At 70.5% G+C, this 22,920-nt stretch carries 27 protein-coding genes and 3 pseudogenes; 15 read left to right on the forward strand and 15 right to left on the reverse strand.

The window, feature by feature from the left end; all coding sequences use genetic code 11:
• Nucleotides 1-22: 22 nt before the first annotated feature.
• A complete protein-coding gene (locus tag HK415_RS02520; RefSeq protein ID WP_171556643.1) occupies nucleotides 23-1,072 on the forward strand; it encodes a serine hydrolase domain-containing protein in 1,050 nt (349 codons plus the stop codon).
• Here HK415_RS02520 and HK415_RS02525 read toward each other — a convergent pair.
• From HK415_RS02525 to HK415_RS25835, 4 genes are all read right to left on the reverse strand, one after another.
• Nucleotides 1,069-2,043, reverse strand: coding sequence for a PA2778 family cysteine peptidase (locus HK415_RS02525; RefSeq protein ID WP_171556644.1), 975 nt, complete (start codon nucleotides 2,041-2,043; stop codon nucleotides 1,069-1,071). The two genes, HK415_RS02520 and HK415_RS02525, sit on opposite strands and share 4 nt — an antisense overlap.
• Before the next feature lie 6 nt (nucleotides 2,044-2,049).
• Nucleotides 2,050-2,382: a PA2779 family protein gene (locus HK415_RS02530; RefSeq protein ID WP_171556645.1), complete on the reverse strand. Its 333-nt coding sequence runs from the start codon at nucleotides 2,380-2,382 to the stop codon at nucleotides 2,050-2,052.
• Between the two features lie 188 nt (nucleotides 2,383-2,570).
• Nucleotides 2,571-2,831, reverse strand: a complete 261-nt coding sequence (locus HK415_RS02535) for a hypothetical protein (protein ID WP_253261734.1) — start codon at nucleotides 2,829-2,831, stop codon at nucleotides 2,571-2,573.
• Nucleotides 2,828-2,956 (reverse strand): hypothetical protein, encoded by a 129-nt coding sequence (locus tag HK415_RS25835; protein WP_256373036.1) that lies wholly within the window; start codon nucleotides 2,954-2,956, stop codon nucleotides 2,828-2,830. Before HK415_RS25835 ends, HK415_RS02535 begins: the two co-directional genes overlap by 4 nt.
• A gap of 132 nt (nucleotides 2,957-3,088) precedes the next feature.
• On the opposite strand from HK415_RS25835, the gene HK415_RS02540 reads away from it, so the two are divergent.
• From HK415_RS02540 to HK415_RS02550, 3 genes are all read left to right on the forward strand, one after another.
• Nucleotides 3,089-3,754, forward strand: a complete 666-nt coding sequence (locus HK415_RS02540) for an alpha/beta hydrolase (protein ID WP_171556646.1) — start codon at nucleotides 3,089-3,091, stop codon at nucleotides 3,752-3,754.
• A gap of 85 nt (nucleotides 3,755-3,839) precedes the next feature.
• Entirely contained in the window at nucleotides 3,840-3,992 is a 153-nt protein-coding gene (locus HK415_RS02545; RefSeq protein ID WP_171556647.1) for a hypothetical protein, read from the forward strand.
• On the forward strand, nucleotides 3,977-4,441 hold the full coding sequence (locus HK415_RS02550) for a YidB family protein (RefSeq protein WP_171556648.1): 465 nt from the start codon (nucleotides 3,977-3,979) through the stop codon (nucleotides 4,439-4,441). Before HK415_RS02545 ends, HK415_RS02550 begins: the two co-directional genes overlap by 16 nt.
• A gap of 43 nt (nucleotides 4,442-4,484) precedes the next feature.
• Here the strand turns inward: HK415_RS02550 and HK415_RS02555 are convergent, their stop codons facing one another.
• Nucleotides 4,485-4,958: an SRPBCC family protein gene (locus HK415_RS02555; RefSeq protein WP_171556649.1), complete on the reverse strand. Its 474-nt coding sequence runs from the start codon at nucleotides 4,956-4,958 to the stop codon at nucleotides 4,485-4,487.
• A gap of 13 nt (nucleotides 4,959-4,971) precedes the next feature.
• Entirely contained in the window at nucleotides 4,972-5,289 is a 318-nt protein-coding gene (locus HK415_RS02560; RefSeq protein WP_171556650.1) for a hypothetical protein, read from the reverse strand.
• A 207-nt stretch (nucleotides 5,290-5,496) separates the two neighbouring features.
• Between HK415_RS02560 and gshA the strand changes: the two genes are divergently transcribed.
• The 3 genes and pseudogenes from gshA (at nucleotide 5,497) to infA (ending at nucleotide 8,331) form a co-directional block, all read left to right on the forward strand.
• Nucleotides 5,497-7,050, forward strand: coding sequence for a glutamate--cysteine ligase (gene gshA, locus HK415_RS02565; protein ID WP_171556651.1), 1,554 nt, complete (start codon nucleotides 5,497-5,499; stop codon nucleotides 7,048-7,050).
• A 124-nt stretch (nucleotides 7,051-7,174) separates the two neighbouring features.
• Nucleotides 7,175-7,741, forward strand: a complete 567-nt coding sequence (locus tag HK415_RS02570) for a hypothetical protein (RefSeq protein WP_171556652.1) — start codon at nucleotides 7,175-7,177, stop codon at nucleotides 7,739-7,741.
• A gap of 330 nt (nucleotides 7,742-8,071) precedes the next feature.
• Nucleotides 8,072-8,331, forward strand: a pseudogene (gene infA, locus HK415_RS02575) (translation initiation factor IF-1).
• A 58-nt stretch (nucleotides 8,332-8,389) separates the two neighbouring features.
• On the opposite strand, the gene HK415_RS02580 reads toward infA, so the two are convergent.
• A complete protein-coding gene (locus HK415_RS02580) occupies nucleotides 8,390-9,034 on the reverse strand; it encodes a hypothetical protein (protein ID WP_171556653.1) in 645 nt (214 codons plus the stop codon).
• Between the two features lie 202 nt (nucleotides 9,035-9,236).
• On the opposite strand from HK415_RS02580, the gene HK415_RS02585 reads away from it, so the two are divergent.
• Nucleotides 9,237-10,142: an SDR family NAD(P)-dependent oxidoreductase gene (locus HK415_RS02585; RefSeq protein ID WP_171556654.1), complete on the forward strand. Its 906-nt coding sequence runs from the start codon at nucleotides 9,237-9,239 to the stop codon at nucleotides 10,140-10,142.
• Nucleotides 10,143-10,149: 7 nt separating this feature from the next.
• Here the strand turns inward: HK415_RS02585 and HK415_RS02590 are convergent, their stop codons facing one another.
• A complete protein-coding gene (locus HK415_RS02590) occupies nucleotides 10,150-10,680 on the reverse strand; it encodes an RcnB family protein (protein ID WP_171556655.1) in 531 nt (176 codons plus the stop codon).
• A gap of 170 nt (nucleotides 10,681-10,850) precedes the next feature.
• Here HK415_RS02590 and HK415_RS24330 point away from each other — a divergent pair, with 170 nt between their 5' ends.
• From HK415_RS24330 to HK415_RS02610, 5 genes are all read left to right on the forward strand, one after another.
• A complete protein-coding gene (locus HK415_RS24330; RefSeq protein ID WP_253261735.1) occupies nucleotides 10,851-11,165 on the forward strand; it encodes a response regulator in 315 nt (104 codons plus the stop codon).
• Complete coding sequence (locus HK415_RS02595) at nucleotides 11,072-11,518, forward strand: response regulator transcription factor (RefSeq protein WP_309246551.1); 447 nt, start codon at nucleotides 11,072-11,074, stop codon at nucleotides 11,516-11,518. The genes HK415_RS24330 and HK415_RS02595 overlap by 94 nt, the downstream gene beginning before the upstream one ends.
• On the forward strand, nucleotides 11,518-13,386 hold the full coding sequence (locus HK415_RS02600; RefSeq protein WP_171556656.1) for a sensor histidine kinase: 1,869 nt from the start codon (nucleotides 11,518-11,520) through the stop codon (nucleotides 13,384-13,386). Before HK415_RS02595 ends, HK415_RS02600 begins: the two co-directional genes overlap by 1 nt.
• A gap of 126 nt (nucleotides 13,387-13,512) precedes the next feature.
• Nucleotides 13,513-13,746, forward strand: coding sequence for a hypothetical protein (locus HK415_RS02605; RefSeq protein ID WP_171556657.1), 234 nt, complete (start codon nucleotides 13,513-13,515; stop codon nucleotides 13,744-13,746).
• Entirely contained in the window at nucleotides 13,730-14,131 is a 402-nt protein-coding gene (locus HK415_RS02610) for a hypothetical protein (RefSeq protein ID WP_171556658.1), read from the forward strand. Before HK415_RS02605 ends, HK415_RS02610 begins: the two co-directional genes overlap by 17 nt.
• 4 nt (nucleotides 14,132-14,135) lie before the next feature.
• Here HK415_RS02610 and HK415_RS02615 read toward each other — a convergent pair whose 3' ends face one another.
• The 7 genes and pseudogenes from HK415_RS02615 to HK415_RS02645 form a co-directional block, all read right to left on the reverse strand.
• Complete coding sequence (locus tag HK415_RS02615; RefSeq protein WP_171556659.1) at nucleotides 14,136-15,584, reverse strand: UdgX family uracil-DNA binding protein; 1,449 nt, start codon at nucleotides 15,582-15,584, stop codon at nucleotides 14,136-14,138.
• 2 nt (nucleotides 15,585-15,586) lie between these two features.
• Nucleotides 15,587-16,860, reverse strand: a pseudogene (locus tag HK415_RS02620) (putative DNA modification/repair radical SAM protein).
• A gap of 79 nt (nucleotides 16,861-16,939) precedes the next feature.
• Nucleotides 16,940-17,254, reverse strand: a complete 315-nt coding sequence (locus HK415_RS02625; protein WP_171556660.1) for a hypothetical protein — start codon at nucleotides 17,252-17,254, stop codon at nucleotides 16,940-16,942.
• Between the two features lie 447 nt (nucleotides 17,255-17,701).
• Nucleotides 17,702-18,628, reverse strand: a complete 927-nt coding sequence (locus tag HK415_RS02630; protein ID WP_171563105.1) for a DMT family transporter — start codon at nucleotides 18,626-18,628, stop codon at nucleotides 17,702-17,704.
• Nucleotides 18,552-19,025 (reverse strand): hypothetical protein, encoded by a 474-nt coding sequence (locus HK415_RS02635; protein ID WP_171556661.1) that lies wholly within the window; start codon nucleotides 19,023-19,025, stop codon nucleotides 18,552-18,554. The genes HK415_RS02630 and HK415_RS02635 overlap by 77 nt, the downstream gene beginning before the upstream one ends.
• A 59-nt stretch (nucleotides 19,026-19,084) precedes the next feature.
• On the reverse strand, nucleotides 19,085-19,768 hold the full coding sequence (locus HK415_RS02640; RefSeq protein ID WP_171556662.1) for a hypothetical protein: 684 nt from the start codon (nucleotides 19,766-19,768) through the stop codon (nucleotides 19,085-19,087).
• An 8-nt stretch (nucleotides 19,769-19,776) separates the two neighbouring features.
• Nucleotides 19,777-19,995: a hypothetical protein gene (locus HK415_RS02645; RefSeq protein ID WP_171556663.1), complete on the reverse strand. Its 219-nt coding sequence runs from the start codon at nucleotides 19,993-19,995 to the stop codon at nucleotides 19,777-19,779.
• Nucleotides 19,996-20,107: 112 nt separating this feature from the next.
• Between HK415_RS02645 and HK415_RS24335 the strand changes: the two are divergent.
• Together HK415_RS24335 and HK415_RS02650 are read left to right on the forward strand one after the other, a co-directional pair.
• A pseudogene (locus tag HK415_RS24335) lies at nucleotides 20,108-20,926 on the forward strand (cache domain-containing protein); the annotation flags it as partial.
• 272 nt (nucleotides 20,927-21,198) lie between these two features.
• Nucleotides 21,199-22,914 (forward strand): PAS domain-containing sensor histidine kinase, encoded by a 1,716-nt coding sequence (locus HK415_RS02650; protein ID WP_309246552.1) that lies wholly within the window; start codon nucleotides 21,199-21,201, stop codon nucleotides 22,912-22,914.
• Nucleotides 22,915-22,920: the final 6 nt, after the last annotated feature.

A 22,920-nucleotide genomic window follows, 5' to 3' on the forward strand; every position in this document is an offset into this window, starting at 1 on the left:
GGCGGCAGCTTATGCTCTGGCCATGCCCGATTTCAGCCAAGCCATTGCCCACGCCCAGGCACACGAGGTGCCCTGGCCCCGCGACCCCGCCAGCGCGCCCGAGCGCTGGGGCGTGCACCACGTGGATCCGCCGCCGTACAACCGGCTGCGCGGCCCGGTGCATCCGCGCGGTGGCGTGTCGGGCGTGATCCGCATCGGCGGCGAGGAAGTCGCGTCCTGGGGCACGCCCGATCGCGCGGACCTGACCTACAGCGTGGCCAAGACCTATCTCGCGCTGCTGGCCGGCATCGCGCAGGCGCGCGGCCTGCTGGACCCGAACGAGCGCATCGCCCAGCGCCTGCCCGGCATCGGCTTCGACGATGCACACAACCGCGAGATCACCTGGGCGCACATGCTGGAGCAGACCAGCGAGTGGCAGGGCACCTGCTTCGGCATGCCCGACCAGGTGGAGCACAACCGGCGCGTGTCGCACGACCCCAAGCCGCCGCAGGGCGTCAAGGGCGAGGCGCGCGTGCTGCAACGTCCCGGCACCTACTGGGAGTACAACGACGTTCGGATCAACCAGCTCTCGCTGGCGCTGCTGCACCTGTTCCGCCGGCCCTTGCCGCAGGTGTTCCAGGAAGCGGTGCTGCAGCCGCTCGGGGGCGGCCAGGACTTCCGCTGGGCCGGCTACGACGACGCCTGGGTGGAGATCGACGGGCAGCGCATGCAGTCGGTGCCGGGCGGCACGCACTGGGGCGGCGGCGTGTCGATCAGCGCGCGCGACCAGGCCCGCATCGCGCAGCTGCTGCTCGATGGCGGCCTGCATGCAGGCAAACAACTGCTGCCGCGCGAGTGGGTGGCCCGCATGCAGCAGCCCTGCGCGATCGCGCCCTTCTACGGCTGGCTGACCTGGCTGAACGCCAGCGGCGGGATGTTCAAGGATGCCTCGCGCGAAAGCTGGTTCATGGTCGGCGCGGGCGGCCACTACGTGTGGATGGACCCCGCGCACGATGCGGTGGTGGTGGTGCGCTGGCTGGACCCGGCGCACAGCGCGGGCTTCGTGCGCGAGGTCGCGCGCGCGCTCGGCTAGGAACCCGTCCGCAGGCGCTCTTCGATCAGCTGGCGGGTGGCGCGCACCTCGCCGGCGAAGGGGCTTTGCGGGTCCTCCGCCCGGCGGATCAGGGTGAGCGCTTCCGCGTTGCGGCCCTGGTCGGACAGGGTCTGCGCCAGGTTGTTCAGCACGATCACCGATTGCGGATGCCGCTGCAGCGCGCCGCGCAGCACGCGGGCGGCCTCGTCCAGCGCGCCGCCCGCGTGCAGCTGGTTGGCCAGGCCCACGGCCGCGGGCAGGCTCTCCGGCCAGCGCGCGAGCGCGGTGCGGTAGCCGCGCACGGTGGCATCGGCGTTGCCGCCGCGTGCCAGTCCCAGCAGCGCTTCGAGCCAGCGTTCCTCGGTCGCGGTGGCGGGGATGCGCTCCGGCGGCGTGACCACCATCGCCCAGTACCTGCCCGCGATCCAGGTGCGCTCGAAATAGGTGAAGGGCATCTCCTGGCGGGCCTGCAGGCCCGAGCGCAGCAGGATGGTGCCGGTCTCGTAGTCGAAGCCGTTGACCACCGCGTAGTGCCACTGCGGCAGCAGGGGGCCGACGTCCTGCAGCACCACCACCGGATTGCCGGCTGCGACCTCGCGCAGCAGGTCGGCGTAGCGCGGGGCCAGCCGCAGGCTCACCAGCCCGTGCTTGCGCGGCGCCGCCAGCATCTCCAGCTGCAGGCTGCCCTGGCGTGCCGGCAGCCAGACCTCGTCGACCAGCGAGGCCGGCGACACGCGCGCGCCGGCCGTGTGCATGACGGTGGCCAGCGCGGCCGGGCCGCACTGGTATTCGTCCTGGGGGAAGAAGGGCACATGCACCAGCTCCGCCTGCCGCGGGACGCCGGCCGGCCAGTCGGTGCGCAGTGCGAGGGTCTGCGGCACCATCGTGCCGCAACCCGAAAGCAGCAGCACGGCGGCCCACAGCGTGAACCGTCGTGCCCAGTGCAGGATCGCCGCGTGCTGTTCCTGCATCCGTCCTTACTTGCGGAAGGCGTAGTACCAGACCAGCGCGGCGATCAGGATGATCGCGACCACGCCCCAGGTGCTGATGCCGCCCGCGGGCGCTGCCTGGATGTCCTGCGCCAGGGCCTGCACTTCCTGTTCGCTCATCGCCCGCACGCGCTCGCGTGCCGCGGTCGCGTCGACGCCCGCAGCCTGCAGCTGCGCGACGACTTCGGCGCGATCCAGGCTGCCGAGGACCAGCGCGCGTTCGGCGCTGATCGTGCCCGCAGCGGCCTGGTCGGCGCCGATCAGGCCGGCCTGCGCGGTCTGGAACGACAGCGCGAGAAGGAGACCACCAGCACGCGACACGTCGTTTTCTTCAGTTCGAAGTTCATGGATGCGCTCCTTGGTTGTTGGCCCCGTGTCTGGCGCTGTGCCGACGCGGAGAGGAGCCATTTACGCACGCGTGCTGTCTGGTCGGTGTGGCGCTTCACCACGCCGAAACAGCTTGGTACAAGTGTTTCGGCGGGCGTGGCTACGGCCGACGAGGCGGGGAATCAGGCCTGCGGCGGGACGATCTCCTCGATCTTCTCGGGCTCGCGGCGGATGGTGTCGCGGTCACGGTGTTCACGACGGTCCAGCTTGCCGAAGGCATGGTCGAGCGCGTTCGACAGCTTGTCGGTCGCTCCGCGGAACGCGAGGTTCTGGTCGGACGCGAAGTTGGTCACGGCGATCGGTGCGCGGCCGGTCACGCGGGCCTCCAGCATGCAGCGCTTGTCGACGCCGCCTCCCTTGGCGGCGTGGTTCTCGTCGGTCATTGCACCTCGATGCTGGTGATGTCCTGCTCGAAGCGCGCCAGGTGTTCGTTCAGGTATTCGCTGGCCCAGGTCTCCAGGGCTTCCTTGTTGTCGATGTCGTTGGAGGTGTTGACTTGCACTTTCATGCGGTTTCCTTTCTGGTCTGCTTCCATGCTGCGCACGGCCGCGTTGCCTGGCAAGTCGGACGCCTTTGATAGGCATGTGGGACAAGGCTTGCCAGCCACAGGCTATGCTGCTCGCGCAAAGGAGATCATTGCATGCTGGACGTGATCGAGGCGGAGTCGGGCGACGACCCCAGGGCCACCATCATCATCCTCCACGGGCTGGGCGCGGACGGGAATGATTTCGTGCCGATTGCCGAGGAGCTGGAGCTGGACGCGGTGGGGCCGGTGCGCTTCATCTTCCCGCACGCGCCGGTGATGCCGGTGACCATCAATGGCGGGATGCGCATGCGCGCCTGGTACGACATCGTCGGCTTCGATGCCGACAGTGCGCAGGACGAAACGGGACTGCGACGCTCGGCGGCGCTGGTCGAGGCGCTGCTCCAGCGCGAGAAGGAGCGCGGCATCCCGGCGAATCGCATTGTGCTCGCCGGTTTCTCGCAGGGCTGCGCGATGGCACTGCTGACCGGGCTGCGCCATGGCGAGCGGCTGGCGGGCATCGCCGGCCTGTCGGGCTACCTGCCGATCGCGCAGACCACGGCCGCGGAACGCGCGCCCGCCAATGCCGACGTGCCGATCTTCCTGGCGCACGGCACGCACGACGAGGTGGTGGCGCTGGAACGCGCCGAAGCCTCGCGTGACGCACTGAACGCACTGGGCTATCCGGTGGAATGGCACGAGTACCTCATCGGCCACGGCGTGCACCCGCTGGAGGTCGGCGAACTCAACGACTGGCTGGTTCGCGTCCTGTCCGCCCCCTAGCGGCGCGGCATCGGGCCGCAGGCCTACACCGTTGCCCGGCCGTATGCGTAGCCTCGAAGGCATCCAATCCAGAAGGAGCTTTCGAATGAACAATCCGATGTTGGGACAGGTGCTCGGCGGCCTGTTCGGCCAGGCCATGGGCCGGCGCGGCATGCGCGGCGGGCTCGGCGGCGGCGGCATGGGGGCCTGGGTGGCGGCCTCGGCGGCATCGCGCTGGGCAGCGTGCTGGCCGGCATGATGCGCAAGCGTGGCGCCGGCCAGCCCATGGGCGTGCCCGGTGGCAGCCGCCCCTACGGCAACCAGACGGCGCTGCTGGTGATGCTGCTGCCGCTGGCGATGCGCTGGGTGCAGAAGAACGGCGGCATGAACGCCGTGCTGGACAAGTTCCGCCAGAAGGGCATGACGCGCCAGGCGCAGTCCTGGATGTCCACGGGCGAGAACCAGGCGATCGACGAGCAGTCGGTGGAGCAGGTGGTGGGCCAGCAGGAGCTGCGCGAGATGGCGCAGCGCCTGGGCGTGCCGGAGCAGGAAGTGGCGCAGGCCTTCGCCGAGATCATGCCGGAGATGGTGGACAAGCTGACCCCCGCAGGCCAGCTGCCGCAGGAGGCCGACGAGGTGATCGAGGAGAGCCGGCAGACGCTGGAAAAGGAAATCGAGGACGTGAAGTCCCGCGAGGTCCAGGCCTGAGTCCGTAGTCGATGAGAAAAGGGCGCCGCGGGCGCCCTTTTCTTCAGACCTCGCCGCCGAAGGTCTTCACCAGGTTGGCGATGTACTTCTCCACCAGCTTCTCGAACTCGGAGGCGACGATGGGCTCGACCACCATCTTCATCAGGCCCGGCACCGGCACGTCCACCGTGCCTTCGGTCTGCAGCACCAGCTTGGTGGACTTGCCCTTGTGGTCGCTGATCTTCCAGCTGCCGCCCACCAGCGCGTTGCCCACGCCCTTGACCGGCGTCCACTTCACCGTGCCCTTGGCCTTGTCGCTCGCGTACTTGCAGGCATAGACGGTCTGGATGTTCACCTGCGCGGTGCCGACCTTCTGCATCTCCCACTGGTACACACCGTCGCCGAGGTCGGTGAGCTTTTCCACCTTGGGGAAATGCGAGACGGACTTCGGCACGTCCGAGAGCAGGGCGAAGACCTCGTCGAACTTCGCCTTGACCTCGAACTCGTAGCCCAGGTCGATGTGCACGCTGACCGTCATGGCAGGTCCCCTCCTAGCGGGGGATTCTGCCATCCACGGCGGTTTGGGCCACTTCGACGAGGGTGCTCACGGCGCGCTCGGCGCCGGTGGCGGACAGGTCGACGCCGCGCGTGTAGTAGCCGGCGACCACGTCGCGGAAATGGGCGGCGTTGCGGCGCGTTTCCGGCGACAGCTTCGGGCTCGATTCGGCGAAGGCGCGGTCCCAGCGGGTGCGGGCCGCGTCGCCCAGGCGTTCGCCGCCGGTGCGCCAGCCGGCGATGGCGCGGTGCGCGCCGCTGTCGAAGCCGCTGATCCATTGGCGGGCGGTGGTGCGGAAGTCGGTGGCTTGCATGGCGGGTCCTCTCAGGGTTTTCTCGATGCGGCCATTGTCCCGGGACGGGGTAGGGCACGCGACCTAAACCGGCCGTTCGTCCTGGAGAGTTCCCTCTAGCACAAGGGGAGGACCCATGCTTGATCCCAGGCAAGCAGGTTTTGCCGGGAAGTGTTAACTTCGCACGCGAAACGACGAAGACCCGCGCGGCGAGAGACACAGATTCCCATGAGCAACCTGCAAGAAGCCTTGAGCATGCTGGCACCCGCGCGCCTGCAAGGCATCCGCCGCGGCATCGAAAAGGAAAGCCTGCGCGCCACCTCCACCGGCGCGCTGGCGATGACGCCGCACCCCACGGCGCTCGGCTCCGCGCTCACCCACCCGAACATCACCACCGACTACAGCGAGTCGCAGCTGGAGCTGATCACCGGCGTGCACGCCAGCGTCGAACAGTGCCTGGAAGAGCTGACCCAGGTCCACCAGTTCACGTACCGCGCGCTGGGCGAGGAACTGATGTGGGTCGGCAGCATGCCCTGCATCCTGCCGGCCGACGAGAACATCCCGATCGGCCGCTACGGCTCGTCGAACGTGGGCCGCGCCAAGAGCGTCTACCGCATGGGCCTGGCGCACCGCTACGGCCGGCGCATGCAGACGATCTCGGGCATCCACTACAACTGGTCGCTGCCCGGCGTGACCGACGCGCAGTACTTCGGCCTGATCCGCAACTTCCGCCGCCACGCCTTCCTGCTGCTGTACCTGTTCGGCGCCTCGCCGGCCGCGTGTTCGACCTTCGTCGCCGGGCGCAAGCACGAATTGCAGGCGCTCACCCCCGGCACGGTGTACATGCCTTACGGCACCTCGCTGCGCATGGGCCGCCTGGGCTACCAGAGCGAGGCGCAGGCCAGCCTGGCGGTCAGCTACAACAGCCTGGACGGCTATGCCGCTTCGCTGCACGAGGCGTTGACCAAGCCCTATCCCGCCTACGAGAAGGTGGGCATCACCAATCCCGGCGGCGAGTACAACCAGCTCGCCACCACGCTGCTGCAGATCGAGAACGAGTTCTACGGGACCATCCGGCCCAAGCGCGTGATCCGTCCCGGCGAGCGCCCGCTGCACGCCCTGCGCGAGCGCGGCGTCGAATACGTGGAAGTGCGGCTGATGGACCTGGATCCCTTCGTGCCGGTCGGCATCAAGGCGCAGACCATCCGCTTCCTCGACGTGTTCCTGCTGCACTGCCTGCTGGCCGGCAGCCCCGAGGACACGCCGCAGGAAATCGCCGCGCTGGGCCGCAACCAGCACCGCACCGCCGCCTTCGGGCGCGACCCCGCCGTCATGCTGGAACGCGATGGCCGCGAGGTGAAGCTGACGCAGTGGGGCGCCGAGATCGTCGCGCAATGCGGCCCGATCGCGGCCATGCTGGACTCGGTGCACAACACCACCGACTACGGCGACGCGCTGCGCGCGGCCGACGCGCTGCTGCAGAACCCGGACATGCTGCCCTCGGCGCGGGTGCTGTCCGCGATGGCGCGCGACCATGGCAACAGCTTCGCGGCCTTCACGCTCGCGCAGTCGGAGCTGGCCAAGGGCAAGCTGCTGAAGCTGCCTTGGACCGGCGGCCTGCAAAGCCGCATGGAAGCCATCGCGAAGCAGTCGGTCGAGGACCAGGCCGCGGTGGAAAAGGCCGACACGCTGCCCTTCGAGCAGTACCGCCAGCAGTACATCTCGCCGGAACGCCTGGGGCTCACGCAGCAAGCCGTGGCGCCCGCCCTGGCGACCGTCTGACCCCGCGCGGCGACCGCCCGGCCGCCGGCCGCCGTGAACGCGGCGATCGACTACAAGGCCGCGGTCAACGCCGTGCCGAAAGTCCGCGTTGGTCTAGAGTCAACCCGACATACAAGGAGACCCCATGAACGCGAATCCCCGTGCGAACCGGCTGCTGGCCGTGCTGCTGGCCGCCTGCATAGGCGCCGGCCCTGCGCTGGCGCAGCCCCCGTGGGCGGGCGGCGGCAAGGGCGGCGACGACAAGCAGGAGCGCAAGGTCAAGGTCAAGGACGACCGTGGCGACTCCGGCAAGGGCAAGGACAAGGCGAAGGACAAGGACAAGTCGAAGGACAAGGCCAGGGGTTCCAGGCCGGCCGCCCGCGACCCGCGTCCCGGTGCCTACTTCGACGACCGCAACCGCGACGCCGTGCGCACCTACTACGCCTCCGCCGGCAAGGGCGGCAAGGGCTGCCCGCCCGGGCTGGCCAAGAAGAACAACGGCTGCATGCCGCCCGGCCAGGCGAAGAAGTGGCACGTCGGCCAGCCGCTGCCGCGCGACGTGGTGTTCCATCCCGTGCCCAGCCAGCTGGTCGTCACGCTGCCCCCGGTGCCGGTGGGCCACCGCTACGTGCAGGTCGCGGGCGACATCCTGCTGATCGCCATCGGCTCCAAGATGGTGGTCGACGGCATCAACGGCCTGTCCGGCCGCTGAGGCACCCGGCGGCAACGAATGGGCGGCCGAGGCCGCCCATTTTTTCATCCCGTCCAGTTGCCGGCGCCCAAGCAGCGCGGCAGCGCGCAAGGGCCCACGGCTGCAGTTCCCAGCGCGACCGCATACAATAACGGGATGTGGGTGGACAGGCGCGCGGAGTGCGCGGCCACCCCGAAAGCAGACCCCGCCCCTGCTGCGCAGGCGAAGACGGCCCGGTCTGCACGCACCGGCCCGCGGGCCGGCTCATCATCGACAGACCGGCGCCGGCCCTTGCGAATCCGAGGGCGCTCGATTCCGCGACAGCGGCGGCGGCTGTGCCAGAGGGTACGCATGGCGAAGGAAGAACTGATCGAAATGAACGGCCGCGTGGCCGAAATCCTGCCGGACTCGCGCTACCGCGTGATCCTGGACAACGGCCATGAACTGGTGGCCTATACCGGCGGCAAGATGCGCAAGAACCACATCCGCATCATCGCCGGCGACCTGGTGAGCCTGGAGCTTTCCCCTACGACCTGACCAAGGGCCGGATCATGTTCCGCCACCTGCCCAATCGCGGCACGGGTGGCCCGCCGCCGCAGCGGCGCCGGTAGGCGCGAACGGACGAAAGCGGCCGCCAGGGCCGCTTTTTCATTCCCGCGGATCGCGCGCCTAGAGCGTCGCCGGGCGCGTGGGTGCGAAGTGGTCTCCGCCCTTCGTATGGCGCTTGTGGTCCTCGTCACGCACCGACAGCATCTGCTCCAGCTCGGCGCGCACCGAATCCGGGCTGCGCGGGATCGTCACGGGTCCTTCGATGATGTCGCCCGGCTTGGTGGCGGGAGCCTGGGACGCGGCCTGTTGCGGCGCGGCCTGCGGGGCGGTCCAGGAGCCGGGATGCGGCAGGGACGGGCAGGCGCTGGCGTCTTCCAGCGCGAACTGCCAGGAGAAGCCCATCAGCCAGTCGGCCGCCTGCGGGTCGAGCATCATCAGGCGGTGGGTGAATTCCCGTTCCAGCGCCGGGCCGTGCAGCATCAGGCGTGGTTCCCAGCGGCGCACCAGGAAGCGCACGTGCAGTCCGGGCTCGCGGCGCGGGCTGCTGGTGCGCAGCATGTCCGCGGACACCCAGGCCTGGGGGATGCCGTTGCGCATCAGCATGTCGCGCAGGGCGACCTTCAGCAGGTCCTTGCGCACGGAATTCGCCGACCCGGGGGACAGCTGGGACGCTTCGAACTGCGTGCTGGCCGGCGGCGGCCGCGAGTTGCGCGGCCTGGCCGTGGTTTCCGCCTTCCTCCCGCGAAGAAGATCGAACATGCCCATGCGTGGCTCCCGTTGGCGTTGTTGTTGCCGCAGGGCGTCGGGCCTTCCTGCGGACTATCGAGCGGCGCATTCTTACATGTTGATGCAATTCGTCCAAGGGGGCTGGGCGCAACGGTCAGGAACGCCCAACAAACGGCTGCGACAGGGGACGGACGGGCCCTGCGCTACATTCGGCCCTTTTGCAGGACCCAAGGAACACAGGATGACTCTGGATTTCAGCGGCCGGGTGGCCATCGTGACCGGCGCCGGCGGCGGCCTGGGCCGCCAGCATGCGCTGGCCCTCGCCGCCCGCGGCGCCAAGGTGCTGGTCAACGACCTCGGCGGGGCCGTCGACGGCTCCGGCGGATCGGCCGGGGCGGCGCAGAAGGTGGTCGACGAGATCCGTGCCGCCGGCGGCGAGGCGATGGCCAACGGCGCTTCCGTGACCGACTTCGCCGCCGTGCAGGCGATGGTGCAGCAGGCCGTGGACGCCTGGGGGCGCGTGGACGTGCTGGTGAGCAATGCCGGCATCCTGCGCGACAAGAGCTTCGCCAAGATGGACCTGGCCGATTTCCGGCTGGTGCTGGACGTGCACCTCATGGGCGCGGTGCACTGCTGCAAGGCGCTGTGGCCGGTGATGACGCAGCAGAAGTACGGCCGTATCGTGCTGACCACTTCGTCCTCGGGGCTGTACGGCAATTTCGGCCAGGCCAACTACGGCGCGGCCAAGATGGCGCTGGTGGGCTTGATGCAGACGCTGGCCATCGAGGGCATGAAGCACGACATCCGCGTGAACTGCCTGGCGCCCACGGCCACCACGCGCATGACCGAGTCGCTGTTCCCACCGGACATGGTCGAGGCCTTCGGCCCGGAAGCGGTGGTGCCGGCGATGCTGGTGCTCGCCGGGCAGGACGCGCCCACGCGCACCACGCTGTGCGCCGGTGCCGGCGGCGTCGAAGCGGCGAACGTCACCCTGACGCAGGGTGCCTGGATCGGCCGCGGTCCCGGCGCGCCGGAACGGCTGCAGGAGCGGCTGGAGGCGGTGCGCGACCGGCGCGGCGAGACCGTGCCGGCCAGCGGCGCGGAGCAGGGCGCCAACGAACTGCGCCTGGCGCGCGCGCCGCGCTAGCGTTCCATCAATTCAGCAGCGCGTTGGCGATCAGGCCGGTGGCCAGCGCGATCAGCAGGAACTCGCCGTCCACGTTGACCCACTGGTGGCCGTAGGGCGGTGCGTACAGGTGCGAATGGGAGTGCCAGTCGTTCACGTAGTAGGCGTGGCTGCGGTACTGGTGCGGCAGGTAGCCGCCGCGGTGGAAGCGCGGCGCATGCGAGCGGTAGGCGGGCTGGCTGTAGCCGTAGCTCGGCTGCTGGTAGGCGTGGCGCGGCTGCTGGTACACCTGCCGCGGCTGCTGGTACTGGTACTGCGGCTGCTGCACGCCGGCACGGTAGCCCTGGCGGTAGGCGCGGTCTTCCTGCCGGTCCTGGCGCACGGCCCGTTCTTCACGGCGCTCCTGGCGGAATTCACGGCGCTCCTGGCGGTCCTGCCGCTGCTCGAAACGCTGGCCACGCTCGCCGCGGCCGTCCTCGCGATGGTCGCGGGCGGCGGCGATGCTGGAGAAGCCGAAGCTGCCGGCCAGCACGGCGCACACGATGGCGGATGTTTTCATGGGTACTGCTCCTGATGGGATGCATGCATCATGCGCCGCGCACTTGTCCAGCGGGCGAAGCCCGTGCACCGGCCGTGCAAAGCCGCGTAAGGGGATGTGCGGGACCCCGTTTGGGTGAGGCGGATTTCGCGGTGGCCCACCAGAATGATTTCATGTTCCGGGGACCTGCAATGCCAACCAGCGTACTGATCGTCGAGGACGAACCGGAGTTCATGCGCCGGTTCACCAACGCCATCCTGTCCGACCCCGCCCTGGCCCTGGCCGGGAGCGCGGGCACGGCACGCGCCGCCATGGCCATGATGGAGGCGCAGCCGCCCGACGTGGTGCTGCTGGACCTCGGCCTGCCGGACCTGAACGGCGTGGAGGTGATCCGCCATGCGCTCGCCCGCCAGTGCCGCTGCGACGTGCTGGTGGTGACCATGTTCGACGACGACCAGCACGTGCTGGCCTCCATCGAGGCGGCGCCGCCGCCGGCTACCTGCTGAAGGACGCGCTGCCCGAGAGCATCGTCTCCAGCATCAAGGAACTGCGCGGCGGCGGCTCGCCGATCAGCCCGGGCATCGCGCGCCGCATCCTGGACCGCTTCCGCCTGGCCCTGGCGCCGGGGCGCGCCACCGCTCCCCCGCCGCGCCCCGCGGCCTCGGGCGCGCTGCTCACCGAGCGCGAGACCGAGCTGCTGCGCCTGACGGCCAAGGGGCTGAGCTTCGAGACCATCAGCGAGCTGATGGGGATCTCGCCCCACACCGTGGTGGCGCACGTGCGCAAGATCTACCGCAAGCTGGCGGTGCATTCCCGCGGCGAAGCGGTGTACGAGGCGACCCAGCTGGGGCTGCTGTGATGGTCCGGGTGGCGGCCTGGCGTTGTTTCTTCCTGGCGCTCGCGTGCGCGCTGGGCGGTGTTGCTGCGGCGGCCGGCGTGGTGGAGGCGCCGGCCGCACGCATGCTGGCCGACGCATCGCCCACGCCGCCCGATGCCAGGCTTGCCTGGCAGCCGGTCACCCTGCCCGACCTCTGGCGCAAGGCGCGACCGCACGCGGTGCCGCAGGCGACCTGGTACCGCATTTCCTTCGAGCACCCGGGCGGCGAGCCGCAGGCCTGGGCCGTGCTGTTCCCCTATCTCTACGACGGCGGGCAGGTGTGGCTCAACGGCGCGCTGGTGGGCGGCATCCCGGAAAACACGCCGCAGGCGCACGTGCGCTGGGCGCGGCCGCACCTGGTGGCCCTGCCGCCGGCCCTGCTGCGCGCCGGCGGCAACGAGCTGCTGGTGCGCGCCGCCCAGCCGCCGGAAGGCTCGTCGCTGCGCTTCCCGCGCTTGCGCATCGGGCCATTGGCCGAACTCTCCGAGCAGTACGACACGCGCTTCTTCTGGGTGAGCGTCACGCCGCAGATCACCTCCACCGTCTGCCTGCTGCTGTCGCTGTCCGTGCTGACCATCTGGTGGCGCCGCCGCAGCGAGGTGAAGTACGGCCTGTTCGGCGTGGCACTGGCGCTGTGGGGCGTGCGCACGCTCACCTTCGTGGTGGAGGTCGTGCCCATGGATGCGTGGTACCTCTGGCGGCTGGTGCTGCACGCCTCCACCGGCGGCTTCATCGTGGTGATGACCATGCTGGCCTGGCGCCTGGCGGGCATCCGCAAGCCCTGGTTCGAACGCGCGCTGTTCGGCTACTGGCTGCTGGGGCCGCTGTGGATGCTGGCGCAGGGGCCGGCCGCGGAGCCGCTGGTCAACCGCTTCTGGGTGGGCGGCTTCCTGCCGATCGGCGCCACCATCGTCGGCGTCTCCGCGTGGTCGCTGGTGCGCCGGCGCACGCTGGAATCCGCCGCGCTGCCGGCGACCATGGCGATCGCCGCGCTGGCCGGCATGCACGACTACATGATCCGCTGGGAACTGGAGCCCCCGATCGCCTGGCTCACCGAGTGGACCGCCGAACGCTTCCAGCTGCTGCACCTGGGCGCGAGCCTGGTGCTGCTGGCCATGGGCGCGCTGCTCACCCGGCGCTTCATCGCCGCCCTGCATTCGCTGGAAGACGTGAACCAGACGCTGGAGGCGCGCGTGGCCGAGCGCGAACAGCAGCTGGCCGCCAACTACATGCGCATGTTCGCGCTGGAGCGCGAGAACGTTGCCGCGCAGGAGCGCCAGCGCATCATGCGCGACATGCACGATGGCCTCGGCTCGCGGCTGTTCGTGTCGCTGTCGCGGGTGGAGCGCGGCGCGATGCCGCCGGAGGAAGTCGCGAGCATGCTGCGCGACTGCATTTCCGAGATGCGGCTGGCGCTGGACACGCTGGCACCGCAGGAACAGGACTTCCGCTCGACGCTGGGCAACTTCCTGTTCCGCTGGCGCAGCCAGCTGCTGGCCTGCGGCATCCGCCCGCGCTGGGAGATCGCCGTGCCCGACGAGGCGCTGCAGCTCTCGCCGCATGCCTCGCTGCAGCTGCTGCGCATGGCACAGGAGGCGCTGACCAACGTGGTCAAGCACGCAGGCGCCTCCGAGGTGCAGGTGCGGCTGCGCGTCGTCGACGGCCAGCTCGAGCTGGAAGTGCGCGACAACGGCATCGGCGCCGCCGGTGTCTCGCCGGACTCCTACGGGCGCGGCATCGTCAACATGCGCGCGCGCGCCGGCCAGCTGGGCGGCCACGTGGACGTGCACGGCGGCTCGGGCGGTACGCGCGTGAAGGTGCAGGTGCCCTTGCAGGCGGTGTGCGCCTGATCTCACCCTTTGGGGTTGGCAGCTAGCCGCGATGCCGCGGCGCATCGGCGCCATTTCGCCAGCGCGCTTCGCTTCCTAGAGTGGTTCGTACGCCGCCATCGGCGTGCATCGCACCCAGGAGGAAGCATGAAGCACCGTCTCCGCCGCGAAACCACCCGCAGGGGCGCCAGCTGGTGGCTGGTCCCCGTCGTGTTCGCCACGGCCGCCCTGGTGGCGGTGGCGACCGCCGAGAGCGAAGCGCCCACCGCGATGTCCGTGCCGCAACTGCTGCAGCCTGCCCCCGCGCCGGCGCTCCTGCTGCCTGCCGCGCAACACGCGCAGGAAGCCACCGAGGTGACCGAACATGTGCAGGCCTTTTGACCACGTGCTGCGGCGCGGTGCGGCCCTGTGCCTGCTGCTGTCGCTCGCAACGCAGGCGGGCGCCTACGCGCCGGCAGCGACCGCGATGCGCATCAAGTTCGCCCCGCAGGCCAGCGCATCCGCCGCGCCGGAGTCGGCGCTGGCGCAACTGCGCGAGTTCGCCGTGCTGGGCGACACCGATGCCAGCGGCGAACTCGCCACCCGGCTGCTCGATCGCTTCGAGCGCACCGGCGACCGCCGGCACCTGCACGAAGCCATGCAGTGGATCGCGCGCGACTGGGAGCATGAGCGCGTGGTGCGCGCCGACCTGGCCGACCGCGTGCTCTCGCGCCACTGCGCGCGGCCCGCGCTGCAGCGGCACTGGCTGTGCACCGGGGGCGACTGAGGGGCTAGGGGTCGCTTCCTGAAACTGCCCGCGCCGGCCAGGCCAGCGCCAGGTCGCGCACGAAGACCTCGAAAGCCTGCGGCTGCTGCTCGGGCGGCATGCGCAGCAAGGCGGACGGATGCAGCGTGACCAGCACGCGCAGTCCGTCGCCGCGCTCTCGCCATTCGCCGCGCTCGGACAGCACCGCCACCGGCCGCCCGAGCAGCGCGCGGGCGGCCGTGGCGCCCAGCGCCACCAGCGCGCGCGGCCGCACGATCGCGATCTCCTCGTCCAGCCAGTGGCGGCAGGCCAGGGCCTCCTCCTGCGCCGGGGTCTTGTGGATGCGGCGCTTGCCGCGCAGCTCGTACTTGAAGTGGCGCAGCGCGTTGCTCACGTACACGCTCTCGCGCGCCACGCCGATGCGTTGCAGGGCGCGATCGAACAGTTGCCCCGCGGGGCCGACGAAGGGACGACCCCGCAGGTCTTCCTGGTCGCCCGGCTGCTCGCCGACGAACATCACGGCGGGCTGCAGCGGTCCTTCGCCCGGCACCGCCTGCGTGGCGTTGGCGCCGATGGGGCATTCGCGGCAGCGCTGCATGCGCGCGTTCAAGGACGCCAGCGCATCGGGCTCCAGCAGCGGCGGTGCCGGTTCCGCGGCACGCGGGATGCGCCGCAGCGGCACGGTGGCCGGCTGCGCGATCATCCGCGCGCTGCGCTCGCGCGCCTGCGCGGCCAGCGGCGCGATCAGCTGCGCCTCGGGCAGGTTGCGCCAGTACTTGCGCGGCATCTCCTTCTGCATCATGGCCAGCTTCAGCCGTGCCGGGTTGAAGATGTTCTGGTAGTACGTGAGCCACAGGGCTTCGCCGGCATCGGCCGGCGGCGCGTCGGCGCGCGTGGCGCCGGCGCGGAACTGCAGCTGGCGGCGGTCCCATTCCACGCAGCGTTCCGGCGTGAGGATCGCCCAGCGCATGTTGGCAAAGCGGCGGCGGAACCAGGGTGCGTTGGCTTCCACGATCCGGTGGTCCGGCTCGTACCAGGCGACATGCAGCGGATCGAGCGCGTCGTCGGTGTCCTGCACCTGCCGGAAGCGGACGAAGGCATGCATCTTGTGGATGTCGCGCTTGACCGCCTGCGCCATCTGGCGCGCCTGCAGCATGTCGGCGTCCAGCGGGTCGTGGCGCAGCGCCGGCTCGTGCACCAGGCGCCAGAGCAGCCGGTACAGCAGCGCGAAGCGATGCGGCTCGCGGTGCAGCACCAGCGTGTGGCACAGCTCGAGGAAGGCCGGTGGCACCGTCACGCCGGTGTCGGGAGGCGGCTCCTCGTCCTGCGCCACGTCGCCGTCCGCGAACAGGTCGTCGTGGCACGGGCCCGCCGACCAGGACACGTCGATCGGCCGCACCCTGCGCGCCAGCAGCGCGCGGGCCTCGCGGCGAAAGCCCGCGAGGTCGGTCTCGTGGTCCAGCCGCACCAGCATGCTCAGAACAGCGGAACCTGCTGCGGGACCGCCTGCGAGGCCTGCGCCACCAGCCCTCGCACGTCGAGCACGCGCGCCGGGCGGTGGTCCACCAGCACCACGAAGGGCAGCACCTTCTTCACCGGCACGCGCAGCCGCTGCAGGTCGTCCGCGCGCAGGCGGCGCACCCGGCGCGTGAGCAGGAGGCGATCCACCGCCTTCACGCCCAGGCCCGGCACGCGCAGCAGCAGTTCGCGTGGCGCCCGGTTCAGGTCCACGGGGAAATTCTCGGGATGCGCGAGCGCCCAGGCCAGCTTGGGATCGACTTCCAGCCGCAGCATGCCGCCGGTGCGCGGCGAGGCGATCTCGTCGGCCGCGAAGCCGTAGAAGCGCATCAGCCAGTCGGCCTGGTACAGGCGGTGCTCGCGCACCAGCGGCGGCGCCTGCAGCGGCAGCGACGAGGAGGCATCGGGGATCGGGCTGAACGCGGAATAGTAGACGCGCTTGAGTCGGTAGGAGCCATAGAGCTGCGCGCTGGTCGCCAGGATGGTGGCGTCGTCGGCCGCATCGGCGCCCACGATCATCTGCGTGCTCTGGCCCGCCGCGGCGAAGGGCTTGCTGCGTGCCCGTGCCGGTTTCGCACGCGGCAGCGAGACGACCGGACTGGCCTCCACCTCGCGCGCCTGCTCCTTCGCTTCCTCGATGTGCACGCGCAGCCGCGCCATCGAGCGGCGGATCGCGGGGCCGTCCTTCTCCGGCGCCAGCGACACCAGCCCGGCTTCGGTGGGCAGCTCGATGTTGATCGACAGGCGATCGGCGTACTGGCCTGCGCGCTGCAGCAGCTCGGGCGCCGCATCGGGAATCGTCTTGAGGTGGATGTAGCCGCGGAAATCGTGCTCCTCGCGCAGGCGGCGCGCGACCTCGACCAGCTGCTCCATCGTGTAGTCGGGGCTGCGGATGATGCCGCTGGACAGGAACAGGCCCTCGATGCAGTTGCGGCGGTAGAAGTCGAGCGTGAGCCGGACCACCTCGTCCACCGTGAAGCGCGCGCGCGGCACGTTGCTGCTGACGCGGTTGACGCGTACAGGCAGTCGTACTGGCAGTAGTTGGTCAGCAGGATCTTGAGCAGGGAGATGCAGCGGCCGTCGGGCGCATAGCTGTGGCAGATGCCCATGCCTTCGTTGGACCCGAGCCCGCGCCCGTCGGTCGAGTCCCGGCGCTGGCCGCCGCTGGACGCGCACGAGGCGTCGTACTTGGCGGCGTCGGCCAGGATGGCGAGCTTGTCGTGAAGTTCCACTGTATGAGCATACAGTGTTCCGTTGCCGCTGGCGGCAGCAGGCGCACCGCGCTCAGCGCGGGCGCCAACAATTCCCGGCTCAGGCCTGCGCGTGCACCACCCGCAAGCCGACCCAGGCCGCGCCGATCACCGCGTTGATGGGCACGGCCAGGGCGCAAGGCACGTAGAAGACCACGGAAAGGCCGGGGGCGTTCAGCAGAGACTCGACCAGCATCCCGAGGCCGTAGAAGAACAGGCCGCACCACAGCCAGCGCCGCATGTAGGTCGGCAGCCAGCGCGCCTGGTCCCGGTTGTGCCGCCAGGCGGCCGCGCGCTCCAGCAGGTTGCCGCGGTTGACGTCCTTGAACAGCCAGCCGAAGAAGAAATAGCGATACAGCAGGGTGCTGAAAGACATGATTCGCTCGCTCCTAGCCGGGCATAGCGCGCTGAAGCGGCGAACGCCCTCACTGCCATGTTCGTTCCTTGTAGCGCCAAGGCTCGTGCGTGTCCATGCTGCTTTTGTGTAGGAGTGCCGGGACTGGGGCGCCCGGTTCCAGTCGGCGGCCCAAGGGCACCTGACTGGTGCGGCGCACGGTTGCCGCGCGGCGTGCATACTCCCCTTTAACGAAAGACGTTCATGAGCGACTGGACCGAAGAACTGGCCGCGGCCGAAGCGGAAGCGGAGCGCTTCCAGGCCGCAGAGAGCCACGCCGAAGAGAAGTTCCACATCGTGCTGGCCAAGGCCGAGCAGACCGGCGACAAGCAGCGCGCTGGAGAGCCCCGAGTTCCAGCAGTGGATGCATGCCCGCCGCGCGACCGACCTCGCCTGGGGTTCCTGGTCCCTGCTGAAGGACGGCAGCCGCTAGAGGCGCAGGCCGAGCGCCAGCAGGCCCGCCACCACCAGGGCCAGGCCGCCTTGCTCCACCGGCGCGAGCTTCTCGCGCAGCAGGCGGCGCGACACGAGGTAGCTGAACACGACCTCCACCATGCCCAGCGTGCGCACGTTGGCGGCGGTGGTGAGCGCGAAGGCCGTGAACCAGCCGATCGAGGCCATCGCCCCCATGCCGCCCGCCACCGTGGAGATGCGCCACGCGGTGACGGTGGCGCGCAGGGCCTCGGGTGCGCGCCAGGCCAGCCAGCCGCCGAGCAGCACGGTCTGGATGCTCTGCGCCAGCAGCACGCCCCAGGCGCCCGCCAGCCAGGCGGAGCTGTCCGGCACTTGCAGCGCGGCGCCGCGATAACCGACGGCCGACAGCGCGAAGCCCGCGCCCGAGGCCAGCCCGTACCACGCCGCGCCCGAGGTCCACGCCCGGCCTTTCAGTGCCGCGCCCTTCTGCGGCAGCGACAGCATGATCACGCCGGCGGTGGCCAGCGCGATCGCGACCATGGTCACCGCCCCGGGCAGCTCGCGCAGGAACAGCGAGCCGAACAGCGCCACCTGCAGCGCATCGGTCTTGGAGTACGCCACGCCCACCACGAAGTTGCGCTGCTTCATCGCCGCCAGCAGGAAGGCGGTGGCCGCCAGCTGCCCCAACGCACCGAGCAGCAGCCAGCCGAAGTAGCCGCTGGTGAACGCAGGAATGTCCGCCGCCGTCGCCGGCAGCCGGTGCAGCAGCAGGACCCAGGCCGCGGCGAAGGGGATGCCGTAGAGGAAGCGGGCGAGGGTGGCGCCCAAGGTGCCGGCCTGGGCGACCAGGGAGCGCTGGGCGGCGTTACGGGCGGTCTGTGCCAGTGCCGCCCAGAGGACGATGGGCACCCACAGCCACGCCGCGGTGCTCAATGCCGGCAGCTGCCGCCGGTGGCGCGGGTGAAGAACTGGCCCTTGGCCATCGCCAGCATGCCGGTGGCGCCAACGATGCGCGCTCGTTGCCCTGGGCCAGCAGTTCCATCGTGTGGTCGCGCTGCGGATCGGTCTTCACCACGGCGCCGTGCACGTGGCCGGTGATCTCGCGCACGCGCGCCTTGCGCATGAGCTTGCCCTGCACGTCCTGGTAGTGCTGCGCGATCTCCAGCGTGAATTCACGCAGCAGGCCGGCACCGCACCACAGGCCGCCGACGTTCGCCGTGCCCTGGCGCACCGCGACCTGTTCGGGGGCGAGTGCAGGATCCGCGCTCACCGCCAGCGGCAGGGCGGCGAAGGCAAGCGCGGCAGCGGCGAATGCCGCGGGGCGGTGTCTGTACTGCATGGCGCGCACGATAGCACCGCAGGAGTCGCCGTACAAAGGGCTGGGACAAATCCGCTGGCTCAGCGGCGCGGGGGCAGCACCGGTGCGCGTGCGCGCACGCGCGCCGCACGGCCGAGGTACATCGCGTCCGACCAGGTGGCCAGCCACTGCGGCCGATAGGCCACCAGGAAGCTCGCGATCGCGCAGGTCCACGACGCCTCGCCCATGGAGAGCAGGCCGATGGCCACCTTCTGCAGCCCCGCCGTGTTGCCGTGCAGCGTGTGCGCGAGCAGCACGCCGACGATGCCGCAGACGGCCAGCGCCAGCATCGGCACGAAGAACGCACGTCCCAGCATGTACGCCACCGGGTTCGGGCCGAAGGCCTTGCGCACGCCGTGGCCCATCGCCAGCACCAGCGTCGCCGGCACCAGCCCGGTCCAGACGATCAGCGACAAGGCCTGCCAGATGGTGTTGCCCGTGGTGAGCAGGGTGCTCAGGCCGGCGAACACGATCACCGGCACGGCCAGCGGCCAGCCGACCAGCAGCACCACCAGCGGCGCGCCGGACCAGTGCAGCGGCAGCGGCAGCGCCGCCAGCCCCGGCCAGGACCACAGCCAGGGCATCACGGTCAGCGAGGCGAGCAAGGGCGTCGCCAGGGGCACCTTGCCCTCGTGGGGACGCAGCAGCCGCCAGGGACGCAGCGCCAGCGTCGCCGCCGTTGCCAGCAGCAACAGGATCACTTCGATGGCGGCGCGCGAGACCATGGCCGGGCCTATCGGCCGAGAAGGCGGATCTTGCCTTCCTGCACGTAGCGGTCGTACTCGTCGCGGGTGATGGCCGTGGTCGTCACGTTGCCTTCACCGTCGTTCCAGGACAGCGTGACGCTGTCGTCGGCCACTTCGATGTCGACCTCGCCGTCGGGTACCGGCATCAGGATGCCGTCGCCCGCGCGAAAGCAGACTTCTCCCCGGATCATGGCGTGCTGGTTCATCGTGGCTCCTGGTCGTGGGTGAGTGAGCAGTGTCCGGGCGCCGCCGGCGGCTGCCGTGTCAGCGGAGGACGCATGTGCATGCCGGGGGCCGCCGCAGCGCACAATGCAGCCCATGAGGAGAACGTTGAGGGACGCCGGGGCACTGCTGGCCGTGGCGTTGCTGACCGGTGCGCTGCTGGTGTTCGCCCTGCTCTACCTGCGCGAGGCGGCGCTGCGCAGCGGCGAGGAACTGACGGCCTCGCTGTCGCGGGTGATCTCGGAACAGACCGCCCGCACCCTGCAGTCGGTGGACCAGACGCTGCAGCTGGCGATCGTGCGGCTGGAGTCGCTGCGCCAGGCCGGGCAGCTGGACGAGGCCAGCGCGCGGACGACGCTGCGGTCCGAACTGCGCGAGCTGCCCTTCCTGCGGGCGCTGTGGGTGGTGGACGCCCAGGGCCGCATCGTGCTGGACTCGGACGAGGGCAACATCGGCGTGTCGATGGCGGACCGGCCCTACTTCCAGGCCTACCTGGGCAACGACAGGACCGGCTTCTTCATCGGCCCGGTGCTGCGCAGCCGGACCAAGGGCACCTGGATGATGAGCGTGGCGCGTCCCATCCGCAACGCCGACGGCAGCCTGCGCGCGGTGCTGGTGGGCGCGGTCGAGCCGCCTTACTTCGAGGAGCTGTGGCGCGGCATCGACCTGGGTCCCAACGGCGCGGTGGCGCTCTACAACCGCAACGGCCAGCTGCTCGCGCGCAGCCCGACCGACGAGTCGCTGCGCGGCAGGGATTTCTCGCACCTCTCGATCTTCCGCGAGCACCTGCCGCGCGCGCCTTCCGGGACCTTCATCCGCGAAAGCGGCTTCGACGGCGTGGTGCGCGTGATCGCCTACCGGCAGCTGCCGACCTATCCCGACCTGGTGGTGGCCGTGGGCTCGGGCTACGACGAGATGCTGGAGTCCTGGCGCCGCTTCGCCAGCCTCACCGGCGGCGTGTGGCTGGTGGCGCTGGCGATCACGATCGCGCTGGCCCTGCAGGTGCGCCGCCATTCGCGCAGCCGCGAGGAGACCGAGGACCGCTTCCAGCAGCTGGCGCAGGCGATGCCGCAGATCGTGTTCACCGCCGACGCGCGCGGCTCGCTGAAGTTCGTCAACCAGCGCTGGGTCGAAGTCACGGGGGGCGGCCGGTGGAGGAGGCGCTCGGCTCGCGCTGGCAGCACCTGGTGCATCCGGCGGATGCGCAAGCCATGGTGCAGCGGATCGCCGAGGGCCTGCGCACCGGCCTGGAACTGCAGCACGAGCACCGGCTGCGCTACCGCGACGGCAGCTACCGCTGGCAACTGCTGCGCGCGGTGCCCGCGCGCGAGAAGGGCGGCGAGCTGTCCTGGTTCGGCACGGCCACCGACATCGACGCGCTCAAGCAGGCGCAGGACCGGCTGCGCGCGCAGGCCGAGCAGCTGCACATGGCGGGGCGGCTCACGCGCATGGGGCACTGGCGCGCCGACCTTGCCACGCAGCGCCTCACGCTGTCGGAGGAGGCGGCGACCGCGCTCGACCTGCCGCCCCACGCCGAGCCGACGCTGCAGGAGATGTTCGCCATGGTGGCCCCGGGCTCGCTGCCCAAGGCCCTGCACGCCGTCAACGGCTGCGTCGACGAGGGCCTGCCCTTCGACCTGGAACTGGAGCTCGTGACCGGAACCGGGCGCCGCGTGTGGCTGCGCTCGGTGGGCGAGCCGGTGCACGATGCGGCAGGCAAGGTGGTCGCGATCCAGGGTGCGCACCAGGACATCACCCTGCGCGTGCTGATGATGGAGGAGATCCGGCGCCTGAACGCCAGCCTGGAGGAGCGCATCGCGGAGCGCACCAGCCAGCTCGTGCGCCAGGAGGCCTTGTTCCGCACGCTTGCCGAGCAGGCGCCGCTGCCCTTCTGGACCGTCGATCCCAAGGGCCGCATCACCTTCCTCAGCCGCGCGTGGTACGAGCTCGCCGGAGGCGCCCCGCCCAAGTGGCACGGCCACGAGTGGACCGAGGCCATCCATCCCGACGACCGGGCCGTCATGCAGCGGGCCTGGGAGCGCTGCGCGCCCACCGGCGAACCCTTCACCGGCACCCGCCGCATCCGCGCCAGGGACGGCACCTACCACACCACCACCTACCGGGCGGTGCCGGTGCGCGACGAGCGCGGCGAGATCCTGTTCTGGGTGGGCGTGGACGCGGACATCACCGACCTCGTCGCCAACCAGGAGGCGCTGCGGCTGGCGAACAAGCAGCTGGAGTCCTTCTCCTATTCCGTGTCGCACGACCTGCAGTCGCCGCTGCAGCGCGTGAGCTCGTACGCCGCGCTGCTGCAGCAGGAACTGGAGCAGGTGCCCGGCGGGCGCGGCCACCACTACCTGGCGCGCATCCAGGCCAACGCGCAGGAGATGGCGCACCTGATCGAAGGCCTGCTGGCGCTCGCCCACGTGTCCGAGGTGGAGATCATCCGCTCCGTGGTGAACGTGAGCGACCTGGCCACCGACATCCTGCAGCGCCTGCAGGCGGACGAACCGCAGCGCCAGGTCAGCTGGCGGGTGGACCCCGGCCTGGCGGTGCTGGGCGACGCGCGCCTGATGCGCTCGGTGCTCGAAAACCTGATCGGCAACGCCTGGAAGTTCACCTCCAGGACGGCGCAGGCCAGGATCGCCGTCGGCGGCAGCAAGGAGCGCGGCGAATACTTCGTGCGCGACAACGGCTGCGGCTTCGACATGGCTTACGCCGACCGCCTGTTCGGCACCTTCCAGCGCCTGCATGCCGCCGACGAGTTCCCCGGCACCGGCATCGGCCTGGCGACGGTGGCGCGCGCCATCGTGCGCCAGGGCGGCCGGGTCTGGGCGCAGTCCGTGCCGGGGGAGGGGGCCACCTTCTGCTTCACGCTGCCGCGCGCGGACGGGGCCGCTTGACGCGTG

Source organism: Ramlibacter montanisoli (assembly GCF_013087525.1).
Classification (GTDB): Bacteria; Pseudomonadota; Gammaproteobacteria; order Burkholderiales; family Burkholderiaceae_C; genus Ramlibacter; species Ramlibacter montanisoli.

Excerpts from the sequence above, each read along its gene's own strand:
- HK415_RS02590 (WP_171556655.1), bottom strand. The coding sequence starts at position 10,680 with ATGAAAACATCCGCCATCGTGTGCGCCGTGCTGGCCGGCAGCTTCGGC.
- HK415_RS25835 (WP_256373036.1), bottom strand. The coding sequence starts at position 2,956 with ATGAAAGTGCAAGTCAACACCTCCAACGACATCGACAACAAGGAAGCC.
- HK415_RS02580 (WP_171556653.1), bottom strand. The coding sequence starts at position 9,034 with ATGGGCATGTTCGATCTTCTTCGCGGGAGGAAGGCGGAAACCACGGCC.
- HK415_RS02535 (WP_253261734.1), bottom strand. The coding sequence starts at position 2,831 with ATGACCGACGAGAACCACGCCGCCAAGGGAGGCGGCGTCGACAAGCGC.
- HK415_RS02645 (WP_171556663.1), bottom strand. The coding sequence starts at position 19,995 with ATGAACCAGCACGCCATGATCCGGGGAGAAGTCTGCTTTCGCGCGGGC.
- HK415_RS02545 (WP_171556647.1), top strand. The coding sequence starts at position 3,840 with ATGAACAATCCGATGTTGGGACAGGTGCTCGGCGGCCTGTTCGGCCAG.
- HK415_RS24330 (WP_253261735.1), top strand. The coding sequence starts at position 10,851 with ATGCCAACCAGCGTACTGATCGTCGAGGACGAACCGGAGTTCATGCGC.
- HK415_RS02525 (WP_171556644.1), bottom strand. The coding sequence starts at position 2,043 with ATGCAGGAACAGCACGCGGCGATCCTGCACTGGGCACGACGGTTCACG.
- HK415_RS02615 (WP_171556659.1), bottom strand. The coding sequence starts at position 15,584 with ATGCTGGTGCGGCTGGACCACGAGACCGACCTCGCGGGCTTTCGCCGC.
- HK415_RS02555 (WP_171556649.1), bottom strand. The coding sequence starts at position 4,958 with ATGACGGTCAGCGTGCACATCGACCTGGGCTACGAGTTCGAGGTCAAG.
- HK415_RS02570 (WP_171556652.1), top strand. The coding sequence starts at position 7,175 with ATGAACGCGAATCCCCGTGCGAACCGGCTGCTGGCCGTGCTGCTGGCC.
- HK415_RS02610 (WP_171556658.1), top strand. The coding sequence starts at position 13,730 with ATGTGCAGGCCTTTTGACCACGTGCTGCGGCGCGGTGCGGCCCTGTGC.
- gshA (WP_171556651.1), top strand. The coding sequence starts at position 5,497 with ATGAGCAACCTGCAAGAAGCCTTGAGCATGCTGGCACCCGCGCGCCTG.
- HK415_RS02635 (WP_171556661.1), bottom strand. The coding sequence starts at position 19,025 with ATGCAGTACAGACACCGCCCCGCGGCATTCGCCGCTGCCGCGCTTGCC.
- HK415_RS02560 (WP_171556650.1), bottom strand. The coding sequence starts at position 5,289 with ATGCAAGCCACCGACTTCCGCACCACCGCCCGCCAATGGATCAGCGGC.
- HK415_RS02585 (WP_171556654.1), top strand. The coding sequence starts at position 9,237 with ATGACTCTGGATTTCAGCGGCCGGGTGGCCATCGTGACCGGCGCCGGC.
- HK415_RS02520 (WP_171556643.1), top strand. The coding sequence starts at position 23 with ATGCCCGATTTCAGCCAAGCCATTGCCCACGCCCAGGCACACGAGGTG.
- HK415_RS02625 (WP_171556660.1), bottom strand. The coding sequence starts at position 17,254 with ATGTCTTTCAGCACCCTGCTGTATCGCTATTTCTTCTTCGGCTGGCTG.
- HK415_RS02605 (WP_171556657.1), top strand. The coding sequence starts at position 13,513 with ATGAAGCACCGTCTCCGCCGCGAAACCACCCGCAGGGGCGCCAGCTGG.
- HK415_RS02600 (WP_171556656.1), top strand. The coding sequence starts at position 11,518 with ATGGTCCGGGTGGCGGCCTGGCGTTGTTTCTTCCTGGCGCTCGCGTGC.
- HK415_RS02540 (WP_171556646.1), top strand. The coding sequence starts at position 3,089 with ATGCTGGACGTGATCGAGGCGGAGTCGGGCGACGACCCCAGGGCCACC.
- HK415_RS02640 (WP_171556662.1), bottom strand. The coding sequence starts at position 19,768 with ATGGTCTCGCGCGCCGCCATCGAAGTGATCCTGTTGCTGCTGGCAACG.